At 40.5% G+C, this 16,143-nt stretch carries 13 protein-coding genes and 1 riboswitch; of the genes, 10 read left to right on the forward strand and 3 right to left on the reverse strand.

What is annotated here, in order from left to right; genetic code table 11:
- Positions 1-25: 25 nt before the first annotated feature.
- From JOC74_RS21760 to JOC74_RS21770, 3 genes are all read left to right on the forward strand, one after another.
- Complete coding sequence (locus JOC74_RS21760) at positions 26-5,728, forward strand: lamin tail domain-containing metallophosphoesterase family protein (RefSeq protein WP_053605629.1); 5,703 nt, start codon at positions 26-28, stop codon at positions 5,726-5,728.
- Between the two features lie 123 nt (positions 5,729-5,851).
- Entirely contained in the window at positions 5,852-6,241 is a 390-nt protein-coding gene (locus JOC74_RS21765) for a 3-hydroxyacyl-ACP dehydratase FabZ family protein (RefSeq protein WP_053605630.1), read from the forward strand.
- A 163-nt stretch (positions 6,242-6,404) separates the two neighbouring features.
- Positions 6,405-6,857, forward strand: a complete 453-nt coding sequence (locus JOC74_RS21770; protein ID WP_053605631.1) for a DinB family protein — start codon at positions 6,405-6,407, stop codon at positions 6,855-6,857.
- A gap of 121 nt (positions 6,858-6,978) precedes the next feature.
- Here JOC74_RS21770 and JOC74_RS21775 read toward each other — a convergent pair whose 3' ends face one another.
- Positions 6,979-7,134, reverse strand: coding sequence for a YczO family protein (locus tag JOC74_RS21775; RefSeq protein WP_098945271.1), 156 nt, complete (start codon positions 7,132-7,134; stop codon positions 6,979-6,981).
- Between the two features lie 166 nt (positions 7,135-7,300).
- Here JOC74_RS21775 and JOC74_RS21780 point away from each other — a divergent pair, with 166 nt between their 5' ends.
- The 4 genes from JOC74_RS21780 (at position 7,301) to JOC74_RS21795 (ending at position 10,780) form a co-directional block, all read left to right on the forward strand.
- A complete protein-coding gene (locus JOC74_RS21780) occupies positions 7,301-7,621 on the forward strand; it encodes a DUF3139 domain-containing protein (RefSeq protein WP_053605632.1) in 321 nt (106 codons plus the stop codon).
- Positions 7,622-7,872: 251 nt separating this feature from the next.
- The gene (allD, locus tag JOC74_RS21785) at positions 7,873-8,886 is read left to right on the forward strand and encodes an ureidoglycolate dehydrogenase (protein ID WP_053605633.1); all 1,014 of its coding nucleotides are present in this window, start codon (positions 7,873-7,875) and stop codon (positions 8,884-8,886) included.
- A 91-nt stretch (positions 8,887-8,977) separates the two neighbouring features.
- Positions 8,978-9,751 (forward strand): Cof-type HAD-IIB family hydrolase, encoded by a 774-nt coding sequence (locus tag JOC74_RS21790; protein WP_082364282.1) that lies wholly within the window; start codon positions 8,978-8,980, stop codon positions 9,749-9,751.
- A 156-nt stretch (positions 9,752-9,907) separates the two neighbouring features.
- The gene (locus tag JOC74_RS21795; protein WP_053605634.1) at positions 9,908-10,780 is read left to right on the forward strand and encodes a M15 family metallopeptidase; all 873 of its coding nucleotides are present in this window, start codon (positions 9,908-9,910) and stop codon (positions 10,778-10,780) included.
- A 46-nt stretch (positions 10,781-10,826) separates the two neighbouring features.
- Here the strand turns inward: JOC74_RS21795 and JOC74_RS21800 are convergent, their stop codons facing one another.
- Both JOC74_RS21800 and JOC74_RS21805 read right to left on the reverse strand, forming a co-directional pair.
- Entirely contained in the window at positions 10,827-11,657 is an 831-nt protein-coding gene (locus JOC74_RS21800; RefSeq protein WP_053605635.1) for an aldo/keto reductase, read from the reverse strand.
- Between the two features lie 37 nt (positions 11,658-11,694).
- On the reverse strand, positions 11,695-12,810 hold the full coding sequence (locus JOC74_RS21805) for an NAD(P)/FAD-dependent oxidoreductase (protein WP_098945345.1): 1,116 nt from the start codon (positions 12,808-12,810) through the stop codon (positions 11,695-11,697).
- A 137-nt stretch (positions 12,811-12,947) separates the two neighbouring features.
- Here JOC74_RS21805 and JOC74_RS21810 point away from each other — a divergent pair, with 137 nt between their 5' ends.
- The 3 genes from JOC74_RS21810 to murI all read left to right on the forward strand — a co-directional run bounded on the left by JOC74_RS21810 (position 12,948) and on the right by murI (position 16,086).
- The gene (locus tag JOC74_RS21810) at positions 12,948-13,622 is read left to right on the forward strand and encodes a DUF421 domain-containing protein (protein WP_053605636.1); all 675 of its coding nucleotides are present in this window, start codon (positions 12,948-12,950) and stop codon (positions 13,620-13,622) included.
- Between the two features lie 299 nt (positions 13,623-13,921).
- Positions 13,922-14,027: riboswitch (SAM riboswitch) on the forward strand.
- A gap of 106 nt (positions 14,028-14,133) precedes the next feature.
- A complete protein-coding gene (locus JOC74_RS21815) occupies positions 14,134-15,099 on the forward strand; it encodes an ATP-grasp domain-containing protein (RefSeq protein WP_053605637.1) in 966 nt (321 codons plus the stop codon).
- A 213-nt stretch (positions 15,100-15,312) separates the two neighbouring features.
- On the forward strand, positions 15,313-16,086 hold the full coding sequence (gene murI, locus JOC74_RS21820; protein ID WP_053605638.1) for a glutamate racemase: 774 nt from the start codon (positions 15,313-15,315) through the stop codon (positions 16,084-16,086).
- Positions 16,087-16,143: the final 57 nt, after the last annotated feature.

Here is a 16,143-nt window from a genome sequence, read left to right on the forward strand (position 1 = left end):
TTGTAAATGGAGGTAAGGGATTATAGTGAAACAATTAAAAAAATGGATTGTTTGTTCTGTCGCGGCAATAATGGTTTTGTCGAATTTTTTTATGCCTGCAGCTGTTTTTGCCAATGAAAAAATAAAAGTGGAGATTCAACCGCAGGAAAAAGCACAGTCAGATACAAAGAATGAATCGGAGAAACCAGCTGAAGATAGGCAGGCCGCCGATCTAAAAGATCTGCCTTCTCTTATTATTACTGAAGTAAACGCGGGTACCGGTAAATATGATTTTGTCGAAGTGTATAACATCTCTGATAAGCCGGTGAATTTAGATTATTATACGTTTTCCTACCGCGTGAATGGAGAAGGCTTGAATGTGACTCTTCCCAAAACAACCATTTCTCCTGGAAAATCAAAAGTGATTTGGTTTACCAATAACGAAGAAAAAGAGAATTTTAATTCGTATTATAAATCCTCACTAAATTCTGAAGACATCGCTGCAAATAAACAAATTCCTGGTTTAAATAGCAAAACTGATTTCTCCATCGTTTTAAAAGATAGTAAGGGAAAAGCTCTCTTGTTCGCCAACTATAAGAAAAATGCTTCAAATCTTCACTATGCATATCCTCCTGAGGGAATTGAGATGAATCAGCTGGCGGATGGGAATGAGCCTTCACCTACACCGGGGACTGCTGAGCAGAATCAGGTTCCGGAAAAGCTTCAGTCAAAAAGAGAAAACAAGCAACCAACAATTGACTACAAGCCGATTTCCGAATGGAAGCGATCAAACGATTTATCGATTGAGGCAAACGTTGCCGATGATCATAAGGATACGTCTGTCTACTTCTACTATCAGGCTGACTCAGAATCAGAATGGAAAAAAGAGAAAATGGAAGCAGTGAATACAGGTTCCGACTATAAATTCGTTCTTTCGAAAAGTGAATGGCAGGAAGGTTATTTTACATACTATATTGAGGCAGTAGATGAAAATGCTCGGACGGTCACAGAGAAACATCAAATCAATCTAAAAGCAGAGGAAACAAAAGAAATTCAGAACACTGGCAAGGAAGAAAAGAAGGATCATGAATTGGTAAAGAAAGATAAAAACATAGATGATACACAAACCGTTAAAAAAGCAAGTTCCAACACTAATCCTTATCTTCTGCTGACAGAAATCGCACCGAATTCCAAAGGGGGCGGAACAGATTACTATGAGTATTTTGAGCTATATAACAATTCAAACCAGCCACTCAAGCTAAACAAATATGCTTTTGTTTATCGATATACTGATTCAGGAGCAGAAACAGCGCTGCAAGTGCCGGATGAAACGATTGACCCGGGGGAAACATTGGTGTTTTGGTTTAATAATGGCGGAAAAACGCTGAATGACTTTAATCAACAGTTCGGAACGTCTTTAACAAATGAGCAGGTTTATGAATTTACTGGTTTTAGCGGGTTTGCAAACGGTGGAAATAGAGCTGTTGCCATAAAGGATAATCAAGGAAATGAATTGTCTTCTGCTGCTTATCTGAATGGCGAATCGGATAACAGCGGAAAAGTTATTCAATATTCCTATCCCAAACAAGGTACAGAAATGAACAAGCAGAAGGTGTTTGCTAATCCATCTCCTGGAGTGATCCAATCAGAGCAGGTTCCGGAAGTTCCTGTCGATTTGCCTGAGCAAGTTGACGATACGGAAGCGCCAAACATAACTCACCAGCCAATAAATGAATCCGAAGCTTTTGCACCGCTTACAATCGAAGCGGAAATAACAGATAATATGGCTGCACCTTCTGCCACGTTGTATTATAAAAAATTATCAGAAACGGAATTTACTGCACTGACCATGACTCCGGGAGAAAGTTCATCCTTCACAGCCGAAATACCGGGAATTCAGCTTGAATCTGACATTGTATATTATATCGAAGCATCAGACGGTACGATTGTTTCTAAGACAAACGAGTTTCAAGTCACAATTAAGGCACCGAATGTAGATTATCAAAAGCTGCCTCTTATGCTTGTGACAGAAGTAACGCCTGACACAGCAAATGTAAACGGAGCAGACGGCTACGAATTTATCGAAATCTACAATAATACGAATCAGGATATCAACTTTAAAGATTACAAGCTTAGATACCGTTACGGCACGGATCCAGGGTCTGATGTCATTTGGGAATCTGTTCCGGATGATGTAGTAATTTCGGCTGGTAAAACACTTGTATTTTGGATTATTAATGGTCAAAATGCGGACAAAACCGTTGCAGATTTTAATGCAAATTACGGAACGAACTTAGTGGAAAATAAAGATATTGTAAAAGTCTTTAGCGGCGGCATGGCGAACAGCGGCGCGAGAGGGCTTGTCATAACAACGAATACCAAAACAGAGATTTCCGTAGGATACTACAATGACACGACAAATGATGATACGCAGCCTGATAAAGGGATCGTTTACAAATATCCTGTTGACGGGTCCACACAGTCTATCAAAGCCAGTGCTGGTAAAGAATCTGCTACACCGGGGCGCATCGAGCCGTACCAAGTGCCTAAGCAGCCAGTGATGGTAGAAAGCGACACTGAAAAGCCTTCAGTTGAAAATTTGACAAAAATTACGAAGGTCAATCAGAAGGAGAATATAGAACTGGTAGCTGAAGCCAAGGACAACAAAGAATTAAAAACAGTCAATCTCTTTTATAAAACAGATGGAGAGGAAGACTATAAGAAAGCAACTCTCTCCCAGGACTATAATGATACATTTTACCATCATATCTTGTACTCTCCTGAAATTATCGGGAAAACATATGTAGATTACTATTTTGTCGTTTCCGACGGCACGAATCAAACAGAAAGCGGCAACTACAGAATTGCTGTTACCAATGATCTGGATCATTCCAGCCTTCGCATGAATGTAAAAGATGGAGATATTTTATCAGGTCAATCGATTATCAAGGGTACCTCAAAGGAAGAGCCAGAAAAAAATGTCCAGCTTTTCATTGATGGAAAACAATCGGAGGAGACCTACTCGGCGGTTGAAAATGAAGCTTATCTTGCATTTGAAGTCAGTGGAATCAATACGTGGTTTCAAAACGGTGTAACAATGGGAGATGAAATTCTCCATATTTTTGACGACTGGATCGCCCAATGGGAAACGATTACCGTTCCGATTGAAGCGGACAGGCTAAAAACAGGAGATAACACTCTTACAATCCGGGCAGGCAACAAGGCATCACCATTCGATTTAGAATCTGAAGAAAATCGGGATGACTACAATCTAAGAAACGTTCGCTTGATTCTTGCTGACGGTACAATGATTTATGATTTAAAACATAGTGATCCGGAAAAAGTGCTTGATATGGGAGACGATGGAACGAACCGTCCATTTGAAAATTTCACTTTTTCGGTAACAGAGGAAATGGCCAATTCGAAAGCAATGAAATGGGACACAACAAAAGCAGCGGATGGAAAGCATACCGTTTCTGTCAAAGACGCTAACGAGGAGATCACATCCACGATTGATGTGGATAATACGGCGCCTTCCATTCACCCGAATGTAAAGAATAATCAAGAATTTAAAGGGAAGTTTACGATTGATGCAGAGATTCAAGATGAAATTGCGGGCGTAGCCGAAACAACAGCACTTCTGGATGGCGAGAAAATCACGCTGCCGTATGACACGGCTTCTTCTCAGCTCTCTCCTGGCAGCCACAAGTTAGTCCTATCAGCAAAAGACAATGTGGGGAATGCAGCAGAACAAGTCATTCATTTTTCTGTCGTGAATGAAAATCCGGAAAAACCGGAATTGATAGGACCAAGCAACAATTCCGAGGAGATCATCGATGGAAATCCAAAGCTGAAAGTAAAAGCGTCTGACCCGATGAACGACGATTTGGATGTTACCTTCTATAAAGGCTTCAAATATGATGCCAAGCAAAAGCGAAATGTAGAGATTTATCAACATTCTGCTGATACTGAGCCGCCTAACTCGCAAGCGCCAAATGGAGAGACAAAGCTTTCTGATAACAAAAGGTCGCTTGTATCCGAGTTAGACGGCGAGTATTTGACGACCGATTCCACGACCCAATTTCCTTATCATCGCTTTGATGTTGCGGTCGATAAAGAAGTGGATGAGAATGATAAAGTGGAAGTGGTTTGGCAAGGAAAGTCTCTTGAAAGTAGAAAGGTCACGATGTATGCATGGAACCATACAGCGGATAAGTGGGACATTGTTGATGTTAAAATCGCCGGTGCTGAAGATTTTTCATTAAAAGGGACAGTAGCTGTTAAAGATTTTGTTGCAAACGGCAAAGTAAATGTACTGGTTCAGGATGAGATCCCAAGCACTCCTGATGAATACGACTATACCTTTGTATGGATGTCTGATACTCAGTATTATTCTGATAGCTATCCATATATCTATGACAGACAAACAAATTGGATTGCAGACATGCAGGAAAAAATGAAGATCAAGTACGTTTTCCATACGGGAGACATTGTCGATAATTCATTAGACGAGCCTCAATGGATAAATGCTGACCGTTCGATGAAGGTGCTTGATGATGCCAAGATTCCTTATGGCGTTTTAGCCGGAAACCATGACGTTGATCAGAAAACATTGGATTATACCGAGTACTATAAATATTTCGGACAAGACCGATTTAAAGACAAGCCGTACTACGGTGAATCCTACAAAAACAACCGTGGCCACTACGATTTGATTTCAGAAGGCGGCAACGACTATATCATGATCTATATGGGCTGGGGGATTGACGACGAAGGGATCAAATGGATGAATGAGGTGTTAAAAGCCTACCCTGACCGCAAAGCTTTTTTGAATTTCCATGAATACTTGCTTGCATCAGGAACAAGGCATCCGCTTGGTGAAAAGCTATATAACGAAGTCGTGCTGCCAAATGAAAATGTCGTAGCTGTATTAAGCGGACATTATCATGAGAGCCAGATGCTCGTTGATGAAATTGATGATAATCAAGATGGCACGCCTGATCGGAAGGTTTATCAAATTCTGGCGGACTACCAGGCAGGACCTGAAGGCGGAGAAGGCTATATTAGGCTGCTTCACTTTGATCAGGATAATAATCGCATCATTGTTAATACATATTCACCGTATAAAGACAAGTACAATTACTATGACCGGGAAATTTATCCAGGAAAGGACGAATTTACGATCGATCTTGATCTTACGCCGAAAGAAAAACGCGTCGCTACTGATTACTTTGCCGTTAATGTGTTCACTGATTCTGAAATCGGAAAAGTAGAAAATGTGAAAAGCGGTGAAGTCGCAGAAATGGAGTGGACAGGGCTGAAAGAAGGCGCTGGATACTATTGGTACGCAACAGCAGAAGATGACTACACAGGAGAAGCAACATCAGACATCTGGACATTTACAAAAGGAAAAAATAATAACCCTGATCCAGACGATGGAAACGATGGAGGGAATAACCCGGATCCATCAGACGGCAGTAACAATAGCGGAAATACTCCAAATCCATCAGATGGCAGTAATAATGATGGAAACAATCCAGATCCATCAGATGGCAATAGCGGTGGAGGAAATACTCCAGATCCTTTAGACGGCAATGACAATGGCGGAAATAATGGAGAGGGTGGCAGTGATACATCATCCCTTCCAAGCACGGCTACTGCAAATTATCAATTCCTCTTGTTCGGAATGATCTTGATTATTTTTGGTGCGGCTATTTTAAGTTATCGTAAAAGAAAGCAAGTTTCATAACATCATCCAAGGGCAGTAGGGAATAACCTGCTGCTTTTTTTCCATGCAAGCAGAGTCACATCCCCTATTAAAATGCTTTAGCCTAAGACGAAATGATATACTAATGGAAAAACGGAGGCGAAAATGAACAAACTTCCGCATCAATATCCTTTTCTATTCATTGATCGGGTAGTAGAGGTAGTGCCTGGAAAAAGCGCACTTGGGTATAAATACATTTCCAATAATGATTGGTTTCTCATTTCACAAAACGGAACGATGCCATTTGGACTGATCATTGAAGCTCTGGCACAGCTCAGTGCATATGCAGCAGCTGAAAATAATGAAAACAGCCTTGGTTTGTTATCTTCTATTAAAAACGCTAGCCGGGAAGGTGATGTTCATGCTGGAGACAGACTCGACTTATTTTTTGAGGTCATCAGGTTTAAAAAAGGATTTCTGTTTGGCACGGGGACAGCATCGGTTAATGGCAATAAGATAGCGAAAGCAGATATCGGAATATATATTTCGCATTAATGTAAAAGCCCGATTGGTTTATCTAACAAACAGCGGAGATTGAATCCCTGGATTCACCTCATATTTTCTCGCTTCTTTCGAATGTGCTAAATGACGGCTGTTGATTCATAATAATGTTGTTAGACTTAGAAGAAGTGGAAAAACCATATAAGGAGGAATTAATTTGAGCAAAGCAGAGCAAATGATGAAAGATTGGCTCCAGCACCGCAATGTTCTGGAAGAATTGCTAGAATTAATCGACGACGAACATATTGATTTTAAACCGTGGGCCGATGCCATGTCGCTTGGCGAGCTTGCCTTGCACGTTGCAGGATGGAATGATGTATTCGTTTCTATGGTCAAGACGGAAAAACTTTCTGTACCGGACATACCTAAATGTGAGACGATGGCAGACGTACGAAAAGCTGTAAAGGATTTTACTGAAAAAACGAAGGCTACATACGAGATGTTTACCGACACGGAATTAGAAGCTGAAAATAGTTCGTCGCACCCGAAGCTCCAGGGACCGAAAAAGAGATATCTTACTGCGATGTATGATCACGAAATTCACCATAAAGGCCAACTTTTCATGTATGCCCGCATGGTTGGTGTAAAAGATGTGCCGTTTTTCCGCTAAAGAATTTAGGAGGTAGCTTTAGGCTATCTCTTTATTTTTCTTTAAAAAATGTCCTTTGAAAAAAGGACAGTGGTAATATTTATTAATGGTTCTCTCAGGTCCATATTGAAACGAAATAAGTTTATTTTCGCTTCGTGATAGATCGATCCTTTGTTTTATGCTTTTTCTTTTCATCTTTCATATTTTCTTTTACCTCTTCATCTGGAATTGGATCAACATGGTTGTCATTTTTCACATTCTCCGCCAGTTTTTCTTTTTCTGTCTTTTTTTCTCCCATTTTCGATTCACCCCTTGTTATTTTATTCCCCTATTATGAAAGAAAAAAACTTATATAGCATCCGGTATATGTAAACTGAAAATAAATAGTAGTTAACAATCACTTGTTATTGGATTACACTAAAACTTAAGAAATATCTGGGATTTTTAGTGGAGGAATGGTTCAAATGAAAAAGATGTTTATTTCTATAATTGTTGTAGTCGCTATTATTGTCGCCGGAATTTATTCTGTAAAACACTTTTATGAAACGAAAGCAAATGAAATCGCAGATAAAACTGAACAATATTTAATCAACCATCCAAATAAGAAAAAAGAGGAGATTAAAGAGGTTAAAGGATTAAATTCGAAAGGTGGAGATTATGGAGTATTGGTCAGAGTGGTCTATAAAGATACTCCCAACATTCATCACTTCTATAAACAAGTAGATGGTAAAATTGTCTATGACGGAAATGAAGATATAAGTAAAGCAAAAGAACCAGTATTATAATGTAAGACTTCCGACTTTTTGTCTTAAGAGAATCGATGATGAAAATTTATAGAATCATAGAAAAGTAAATAGAACATTTATTTGTGAAACGCTTTCATATAGATTATAATGAACTAAAACGATTTACTAAATCAGTTTGTGGGGAGGGAGGAGAAAAAAGAAAAAAATTAACAGCTGAAATGAAAGCGGAAACAAACCCCGATGAATAGGATTACATTTACTTAATTAATAGAATGAAAGGATGTAATAAAATGATAGAAACTACTGTTTCACTTGAAGAATTAACAGAATTAGTCGTCAAAAAATTAACGGAGGCAGGCCTTAATGAAGAACATGCCGAGGTTGTGGCAGATGTCTTGGTTCATGCTGATCTTAGAGGGGTAAGCTCCCATGGCGTATTGCGTACGGAGCATTACGTAAAGCGTTTAACGAATGGGGGATTAAATCCCGATCCTCAATTTTCCGTTAAAGAAACAGGTCCTTGCTCAGCTATTTTTGACGGTAACGATGGGATGGGGCATGTTATTTCAAAAGAAGCAATGGAATACGCAATCCAGCTTGCAGAGAAGAACGGGATCGGTATGGTGGCGGCCATCAACAGCAGCCATTGTGGAGCGTTATCTTATTTTGTACAGCAGGCGGCCGATAAAAATATGATTGGTATGGCGATGACTCATACGGACAAAATTGTCGTGCCATTTGGCGGTGCCAAGCCTTACTTCGGAACAAATCCAATCGCTTTCGGTTTTCCGGCAAAAGAAAATAAGCCCGTCATTCTTGATATGGCAACAAGCAATGTAGCTTTTGGAAAAGTATTGCACGCCCGTGAAGCAGGTCATTCAATCCCAGCCGATTGGGGAGTTGATGAAAACGGAAGGCCGACAACAGATGCGGACAACGTTTCCGCCCTGCTTCCATTTGCAGGACCAAAAGGTTACGGCTTAGCGATGGTCGTAGATATTTTGTCTGGTATTTTAACCGGCTCTGCATTTGGCCCGCATATCACGGCTATGTATGGCGATTACAACAAAAAACGTCATCTGGGGCATTTTTTCTGTGCGATCAATCCGAAGGTGTTTACCGATGTAACCGGCTTTTTAACCAATATGGATCAAATGATTAATGAGCTGCATGATATAACGCCTGCTGCTGGCTTCGATAAAGTTATGGTCCCGGGAGAACCTGAACAGATTCGGGAAAATACACGGCGCAAAGAAGGGATTCCTGTAACAGATTCTGTTTATCAATATCTTATTCAAAAGTAAGAAATGGGTCTTCTAACTCCTTTGCCCGGGACACATTCTTGTATTAGAATATGAAGTGGATCAAAATAAAAATAAGCGAGGTAATTTTTACGTGCCAGATAGCAAAGGAAACGAAAAAGATCTAAAGCTGATTGCATTGGATATGGATGGGACTCTTTTAAATCATGAAAATGACATTTCGGAAGGAAACAAGCAAGCAATTTCCGAGGCAATAAAACAGGGGATTCATGTGGTCATTAGTACTGGGCGTACAATTATGACTTGCAAAAAGCTAGTTGAGCCGCTTAAACTTTCATCTTATGTGATTACAACGAACGGAAGTGAAATCTGGGATTCGGATTTTGTTCTCGTTGAGCGCCAGCTGCTAGGCTGTGATCATATCGAGCAAATGCTCAATTTAAGAAATACCCATAATACGAGTTTTTGGGCCGCGAGTGTAGATAAGGTATGGAGAGATGAGATCCCCGAAGACGTTACGAAACACGAATGGCTCAAGTTCGGTTTTGATATTGAAGATGACGAAATTCGCGAAAAAGTATTAGAAGAGCTTAGAAAAAATACTGGATTGGAAATATCAAATTCCAGCCCGACAAATATTGAAGTAAATGCAGTCGGGATTAATAAAGCCGCTGCGTTAGTAAAGGTTACTGAACGCCTTGGGCTTACAATGGATAACGTAATTGCTATGGGAGACAGCTTAAATGATATTGCCATGATATCAGAAGCAGGAATCGGTGTAGCTATGGGAAATGCACAAGACATCGTGAAGGAAACAGCCGATTGGGTCACAGATACTAACGTGGAAGATGGAGTAGCTAAAGCCATCAGACATTGGGTGTTGAATCCAAAGCGATCATCTGTTTAATTTAAAAAGGGCCAAGCGCTCTTTTTTTATTTGAATAAATGACCATAACTTTCATTTCATACGGGGAAAAGCTGAAATTTCTCATCATTTTACCAATCCCATCTTGAGTGATAGAATAATATTGGGAATAAAGAACAAAAATCAGGAGTGACTAAAATGAAGGTATGGCTGACCATTTTTTCTCTGGGAGCATTGTTTATTCTCGGGGCTTGCGGCAATTCAGCTGATGAGAATACAAAGGACGGAGAAAAACAGGAGGCAGCAGAGCCAAAAGCAAAGGATTCGTCCTCTGCTGACCAATCGTCGCAAGGGGAAGAGAACAAGGATCAAAATAAAACAGAGCATAAGGATCACAATAAAGAAGGCGGCAATCAAGATCCAGAAACAAATACAGAAACAAATAAACCAGAAACAGGCGAGAGACAGGAATCAGAAGTTGCGACGATTCAAAATCCGGAGAATGTTGAAGCGATGGTCAATCAAAAAAATGTGCTTCCTTCAGATTATGAACCGAAAGATCTCGTTAAGCCCAATGTGAAATTTTCATTTGCTGAGGATATTGAAAAGAGATATATGAGGAAGGAAGCTGCCGGCGCTTTAGAGCAGCTGTTTAAAGCCGCTAAAGAAAATGGACATGATCTTTTCGCTGTTTCAGGCTATCGTTCGTATAAGCGACAAGAAGAAATTTTAAACAATGCGATTCAAAAAGACGGCGAGAAAAAAGCGAAGGATTCCGTCGCCATACCTGGCCAAAGTGACCATCAAACCGGGCTGGCCATGGATATTTCAAGTCCCGCTGAAGGATATGGCCTAGATCAAAGCTTTGGTGATACACCGGAAGGAAAGTGGGTTGCTGAACATGCATCTCAATATGGGTTTATCATCCGCTATCCTAAAGGAAAAGAAGATGTCACCGGTATTATCTACGAACCATGGCACCTGCGCTACGTAGGGGAAAAAGTTGCTGAAGAAGTAGCTGCAAGCGGTCAGACATTAGAAGAATTCTATGGAGACAAACGTAAATTCTAACACAAACCCCCGGGAAGGATCCCGGGGGATTGACTGTGATAAGACATTATATTTCAGTTAAATGCATCTCATCAGGATCACGGTATTGTCGTTCGTTTTTATCTAACTCATCAATATGTGCTAAATCCTCATCATCGAGAGAAAAATCAAACACGTTAAAGTTCTCTTCGATTCTCGATGGAGTGACCGATTTTGGAATGACAATTACATCGTTTTGAATATGCCAGCGAATAATAATTTGTGCAGGAGATTTCTTGTGCTTTTCGCAGAGAGATTGAATGACTGGGTGGTTGAGCAACTCTCCTCCTCTCATAATCGGGCTCCACGCTTCAATGAAGATATCATGTTCCCTGCAAAATGATTTCAATTCATTTTGGCTGAAGAATGGATGGCATTCCACTTGATTGACAGCGGGTTTTATGCTGCATTCCTTTAATACGCGTTCCAAATGGGGGATTTTAAAATTGGAGATTCCGATCGCACGGATCCGCCCATCCTCATAAAGCTTTTCTAAGGCACGGTACGTTTCTATGTACTTGTCGCTCTTCGGCATCGGCCAATGAATGAGATACAGGTCAATATAATCAAGCTGCAGCTTATTTAAACTTGTTTCAAAAGCTTGTAATGTTTGCTCATATCCTTGATCACTATTCCACACCTTGGTAGTGATAAAAAGTTCCTCACGCGGGAGACCAGACTCCTTAATCGCTTGACCGACACCTGCTTCATTTTTATAGACTGCGGCTGTATCAATCGACCGGTACCCGACTTCAAGTGCTTTTTTTACTGCACGAATCACTTCTGTTCCTTCTTCTGCTTTATAAACCCCTAAACCAAGCTGGGGCATTTTTACGCCATTATTTAAAAGTACGTCCATTGGTACCACTCCTTCTTTTGTTTCGAATCATTTCTGCTTACCCGATGGCGCCGGCCAAATCGTAAGGAGAAAGGTCAATATCAGTCGGTTCGTTCAATGCAAGCTTTGCAAGCTGTGATCCTATGTACGGTCCCATCGTAAGTCCAGAAGCACCTAAGCCGTTTGCAGCCAAAACATTTGGGAAGTTTGGCAAATTGCCGATGACAGGCAAAAATCCTGGTGTGAATGGGCGAAAGCCGACTCTGGTTTCAACAAGCGTGCTATCGTCCAGACCTGGTGCCACTGCTAGTGCCTTATCAAAAATCTCCCGCAGCCCGCCGGCTGTTACTCTGTGATCGAAGCCGACATCATTCTCATGGGTAGCTCCGGCAATAATTCTGCCATTTTCGAAGGAAAGCAGGTATTGGTCATTTGGAGGCATAACGACAGGCCAATTTTCTGTTTTTGCATTCGGGGATTCAAGGTGGACGATCTGTGCTTTTTGCGAAGAAACCAAAAAATTGACTCCAAGCGGCCTTAGAAGTTTCTCTGCCCAAGCGCCGGCAGTAACGATGATTTTATCTGCTTTTATTATCTCATTGTCAACCCGGACGCCAGCCTTATTGTCATGTCCAATATACAGTGATGCCTCACCATTGATAAAATGGACTCCCCGCTTTTTTGAAGCCAAGTTTAGAGCATTTCTCAGACGACGTCCATCGACTCTGGCAGCCCCACTCACATAAACTGCTCCGTAACCGTCAGCTAACGGAGGAAACTTAGCTTTTGCTTCATCGGAAGAAAGCAGAGTGATGCCGCCAATTTCAGGCGCATCCTCTCGTCGTTTTTCAGCACGTTTTATCATTTCGGATAATTTCTTTTCATCCGTATGAATGCTTAGCGCACCAACTTTTGCATAGCCTGTATCTGTTTCTCCGTCAGCTTCTAATTCAGCAATTAAGCTGGGGTAATACTTTGCGCCTCCTTTCGCCAATTGATACCATGCTTTGTTGCGCCGCTGTGACAGCCAGGGGCATACGATACCTGCAGCTGCGTCAGTAGCTTGGCCTTTATCCTTGCGGTCGATCACAGTAACTTCTGCACCGGATTTGGCTAATTTATAAGCGGTAACAGAGCCAAGCACTCCCGCTCCTATAACAATACATTTGTTCACCGAAAACATCCTTTTCATTTTTCCATTTACATTACCATCATACATATCTTAAGCCATCCAGTTCAAATAAATTAAATCCGTTTAAACTGTTACTTACTTGTTAACAATGATGAAAGACATATTTTAGGGGGTGTATTATGGATTATCTACATATAACCACTGAACTTATTATTGGATTTTTTGCTTTATTTCTTGTGACGAAGATATTAGGAAAAACCCAGTTTGCACAAATCACACCGTTTGATTTTATATCAGCACTAATACTTGGAGAAATGGTTGGAAATGCGATTTTTGATGAAAATGTGAGTGTCTGGGAAATATTATTTGCAGTAGCCGTATGGGGAATTTTAATTTATATAATAGAACTTTTATCGCAAAAGTTTAAAGGGCTAAGGGGGCTGTTGGAAGGACAGCCAGCGATAGTTATCGGTAAGGGGAAAATTGATTACCAGGCTTTAAAAATAAATAAATTGGATATCAACCAGCTTCAGACGTTAGTCCGTGAAAAAGGATATTTTTCAATAACGGAAGTTGAGTACGCGCTCTTAGAAACGGACGGTTCAGTTAGTGTATTGCCGAAGCATCCCAATTCTCCGCTGACAAAACAGGATTTTGATATCAAATATAAACCAGTTTCTTTGCCGATCACATTAATCCTTGATGGTGAGTTAGTCAAAAACAATTTAACGGAGGCTGGATTTGATGAGGATTGGCTGAAAAAACAATTGGAAGCTGAAAATATTCATGATTACAAAGAGGTTCTTTACTCAGAGTGGCATGAAATCAGAGGGCTTCATATTCAGCGCAGTTAGAGGCATTATCTCGCATTAACGGGCAGTAAGACCCCCATCTCAAGGTTATGAGTGAAAACGTACAATCCTAGGCGGGGATAACTGCCCATAAAAGCTAGGATTGGCTTCAACTCACAATCAGTGGGGATGAATGTAAGAAGGCTAATTACTCAGGCGTCTTGTGCGGGCACCTTCACTAGAACCACTGATTGAAGTTTTACTTTATTATTCGATAAGGGATAAAAATTAATTCTGTGTTGATTTCATGAAAGTATCATGGTATCTTAATGTTACTAACCCTATCAGTTAAATATGAATTCTTCTTATCTTGAGAAGCGGAGGGACTGGCCCTGTGAAGCTTCGGCAGCGGACTTACATGATAAGTACTGTGCTAATTCCTGCAAGCAATAGCTTGAGTGATAAGAATAGGTAATTGAATATTTAGATATTCACAGCCTCTTCTTATGCAGTTTAAAGAAGAGGCTGTTTGTTTTTTTAATGAGGGGAAAAGAAAAATCATGGAGGGATCAGTATGGGCAAAATTTACGTGATTCATGAAAATGATGAATGGACGTTACATTTAACAAAGCGTTTGGACGAACTGAAGCTTCCATATGAAGTGTGGAATTTAAATGAAGGCTCAATTGACTTGACAGAAGAGCCCCCTGAAGGCGTTTTTTACAGCCGAATGAGCGCGTCTTCCCATACGAGAGGCAACCGATTTGCGCCTGAATTCACTGCAACAGTACTCGATTGGCTTGAAGCGCATGATAGGAAGGTTATAAACGGGAGCATGGCTTTAAAACTTGAATTAAGCAAAGCGGCTCAATACGCCGCATTAAGTCGAGATGGAATCCGTACCCCTGAGACAATAGCCGCTGCCGGGAAAGAAGAGATTATTAAAGCGGCGAAATATTTAAACAAGACATCTTTTATTACAAAGCATAATCGTGCGGGGAAAGGATTGGGCGTCCAGCTTTTTCATTCGATTGAGGCTTTAGAAGACTATGTTTATAGTTCAGGTTTTGAAGAGCCGATTGATGGAATTACTCTCGTTCAGGAGTATATTGAATCCCCTGATCAGTCAATTATAAGGTGCGAATTTATCGGCGGGAAATTCTTATATGCTGTAAAGGTTGATACGTCTGGAGGATTTGAGCTTTGCCCGGCCGATGCTTGCCAGATTGGCGATCAAATCTGCCCGGCAGATGGAGAAGCGGTTTCGAAACCGAGTTTTCAAATCCTTGCTAATTTTCATGAAACGATTATTGAAAAATATGAAAACTTCCTGCAGCAGCAGCAAATCCTTGTAGCAGGTATCGAATTTATTAAAGACAAGGATGGGAATCTATATACCTATGATATTAATACAAACACGAACTACAATGCCGATGCTGAAAAAGCGGCAAATGTTTACGGAATGCTGGAGCTGGCAAACTATTTAAAAAGAGAATTGGAAATACCATATTTTTATCACCCTTATGCATTATCAAAATAAACCGCCAATTTCCGGCGGTTTATTTTCTATCCTAAGAAGCAGTTTACTCTACGAGACCTTAACTCTCATTCTCTATTTAAGTCCAACAACTTTCCGAACTTTTTAACGAAGGATTTCCAATTTATAACGTACGATGTTCGCCTTGCTTGATATCATGTATAATAATTTATATCAATTTCAAAAAACAATTTTTAAATACAAGGTGAATACAATATGAAAATAGCTTTTTTTGATTCGGGAATTGGCGGAATTACAGTGCTTCACGAGGCAATGAAGCAGCTTCCTAGGGAGGATTTTGTTTTTTTTGCCGATACCCTTCATGTTCCATATGGGACTAAATCAAAGGCAGACGTAAAAGAATATGTGAAACAATCTGTAGAAACGATCCGAGAGGAAGAGGTAAAAGCTCTTGTTATCGCGTGTAATACAGCAACGAGTATCGCAGTTTCTGAATTAAGAAACACATATGATTTTCCGATTATCGGCATGGAGCCGGCGGTTAAACCTGCTTTGGAAATAAGCCGATCTGCCGGAAAAAGAGTACTCGTTTTTGCTACTCCGCTAACACTGAAGCAATCAAAATATACACAGCTGGTATCTCGAATCGATGATCAGCGTCTTGTAGATTCCCTGCCGCTGCCGGAGTTAGTTGAGTTATGTGAGCGATTAAACTTTGAGAGCCAAGAAGTGATTGATTATTTTACAGAAAAACTTTCATCGTTTGATCTAAACAACTATGGCACAGTTGTTCTGGGATGCACCCATTATCCGTTTTATAAACACGTTTTACGAAGTATTTTGCCAAACCACATTCAAATCGTTGATGGAAGCGTTGGAACTGTTCATCGATTAGCGGTTATATTAAGTGAAGCCGGACAATTGCATGCAGACGGAAATGCAGACACAAAATTTCTTTGTTCAAGTCAAAATCCAGATTACATAAGGAAAATGGAAAAGGCGCTTACATTCATTCAAAACCATGAATGATAAGCCTTATTTGATGCACAGCCGGGCACTTTTAGAGAAGCGTCCGGCTGTTTGTCG

It is taken from the genome of Bacillus capparidis (genome assembly GCF_017832095.1).
Classification (GTDB): domain Bacteria; phylum Bacillota; class Bacilli; order Bacillales; family Bacillaceae; genus Bacillus; species Bacillus gobiensis.

Excerpts from the sequence above, each read along its gene's own strand:
- JOC74_RS21810 (WP_053605636.1), top strand. The coding sequence starts at position 12,948 with ATGGATTATCTACATATAACCACTGAACTTATTATTGGATTTTTTGCT.
- JOC74_RS21775 (WP_098945271.1), bottom strand. The coding sequence starts at position 7,134 with ATGGGAGAAAAAAAGACAGAAAAAGAAAAACTGGCGGAGAATGTGAAA.
- JOC74_RS21795 (WP_053605634.1), top strand. The coding sequence starts at position 9,908 with ATGAAGGTATGGCTGACCATTTTTTCTCTGGGAGCATTGTTTATTCTC.
- allD (WP_053605633.1), top strand. The coding sequence starts at position 7,873 with ATGATAGAAACTACTGTTTCACTTGAAGAATTAACAGAATTAGTCGTC.
- JOC74_RS21815 (WP_053605637.1), top strand. The coding sequence starts at position 14,134 with ATGGGCAAAATTTACGTGATTCATGAAAATGATGAATGGACGTTACAT.
- JOC74_RS21780 (WP_053605632.1), top strand. The coding sequence starts at position 7,301 with ATGAAAAAGATGTTTATTTCTATAATTGTTGTAGTCGCTATTATTGTC.
- JOC74_RS21800 (WP_053605635.1), bottom strand. The coding sequence starts at position 11,657 with ATGGACGTACTTTTAAATAATGGCGTAAAAATGCCCCAGCTTGGTTTA.
- murI (WP_053605638.1), top strand. The coding sequence starts at position 15,313 with ATGAAAATAGCTTTTTTTGATTCGGGAATTGGCGGAATTACAGTGCTT.
- JOC74_RS21765 (WP_053605630.1), top strand. The coding sequence starts at position 5,852 with ATGAACAAACTTCCGCATCAATATCCTTTTCTATTCATTGATCGGGTA.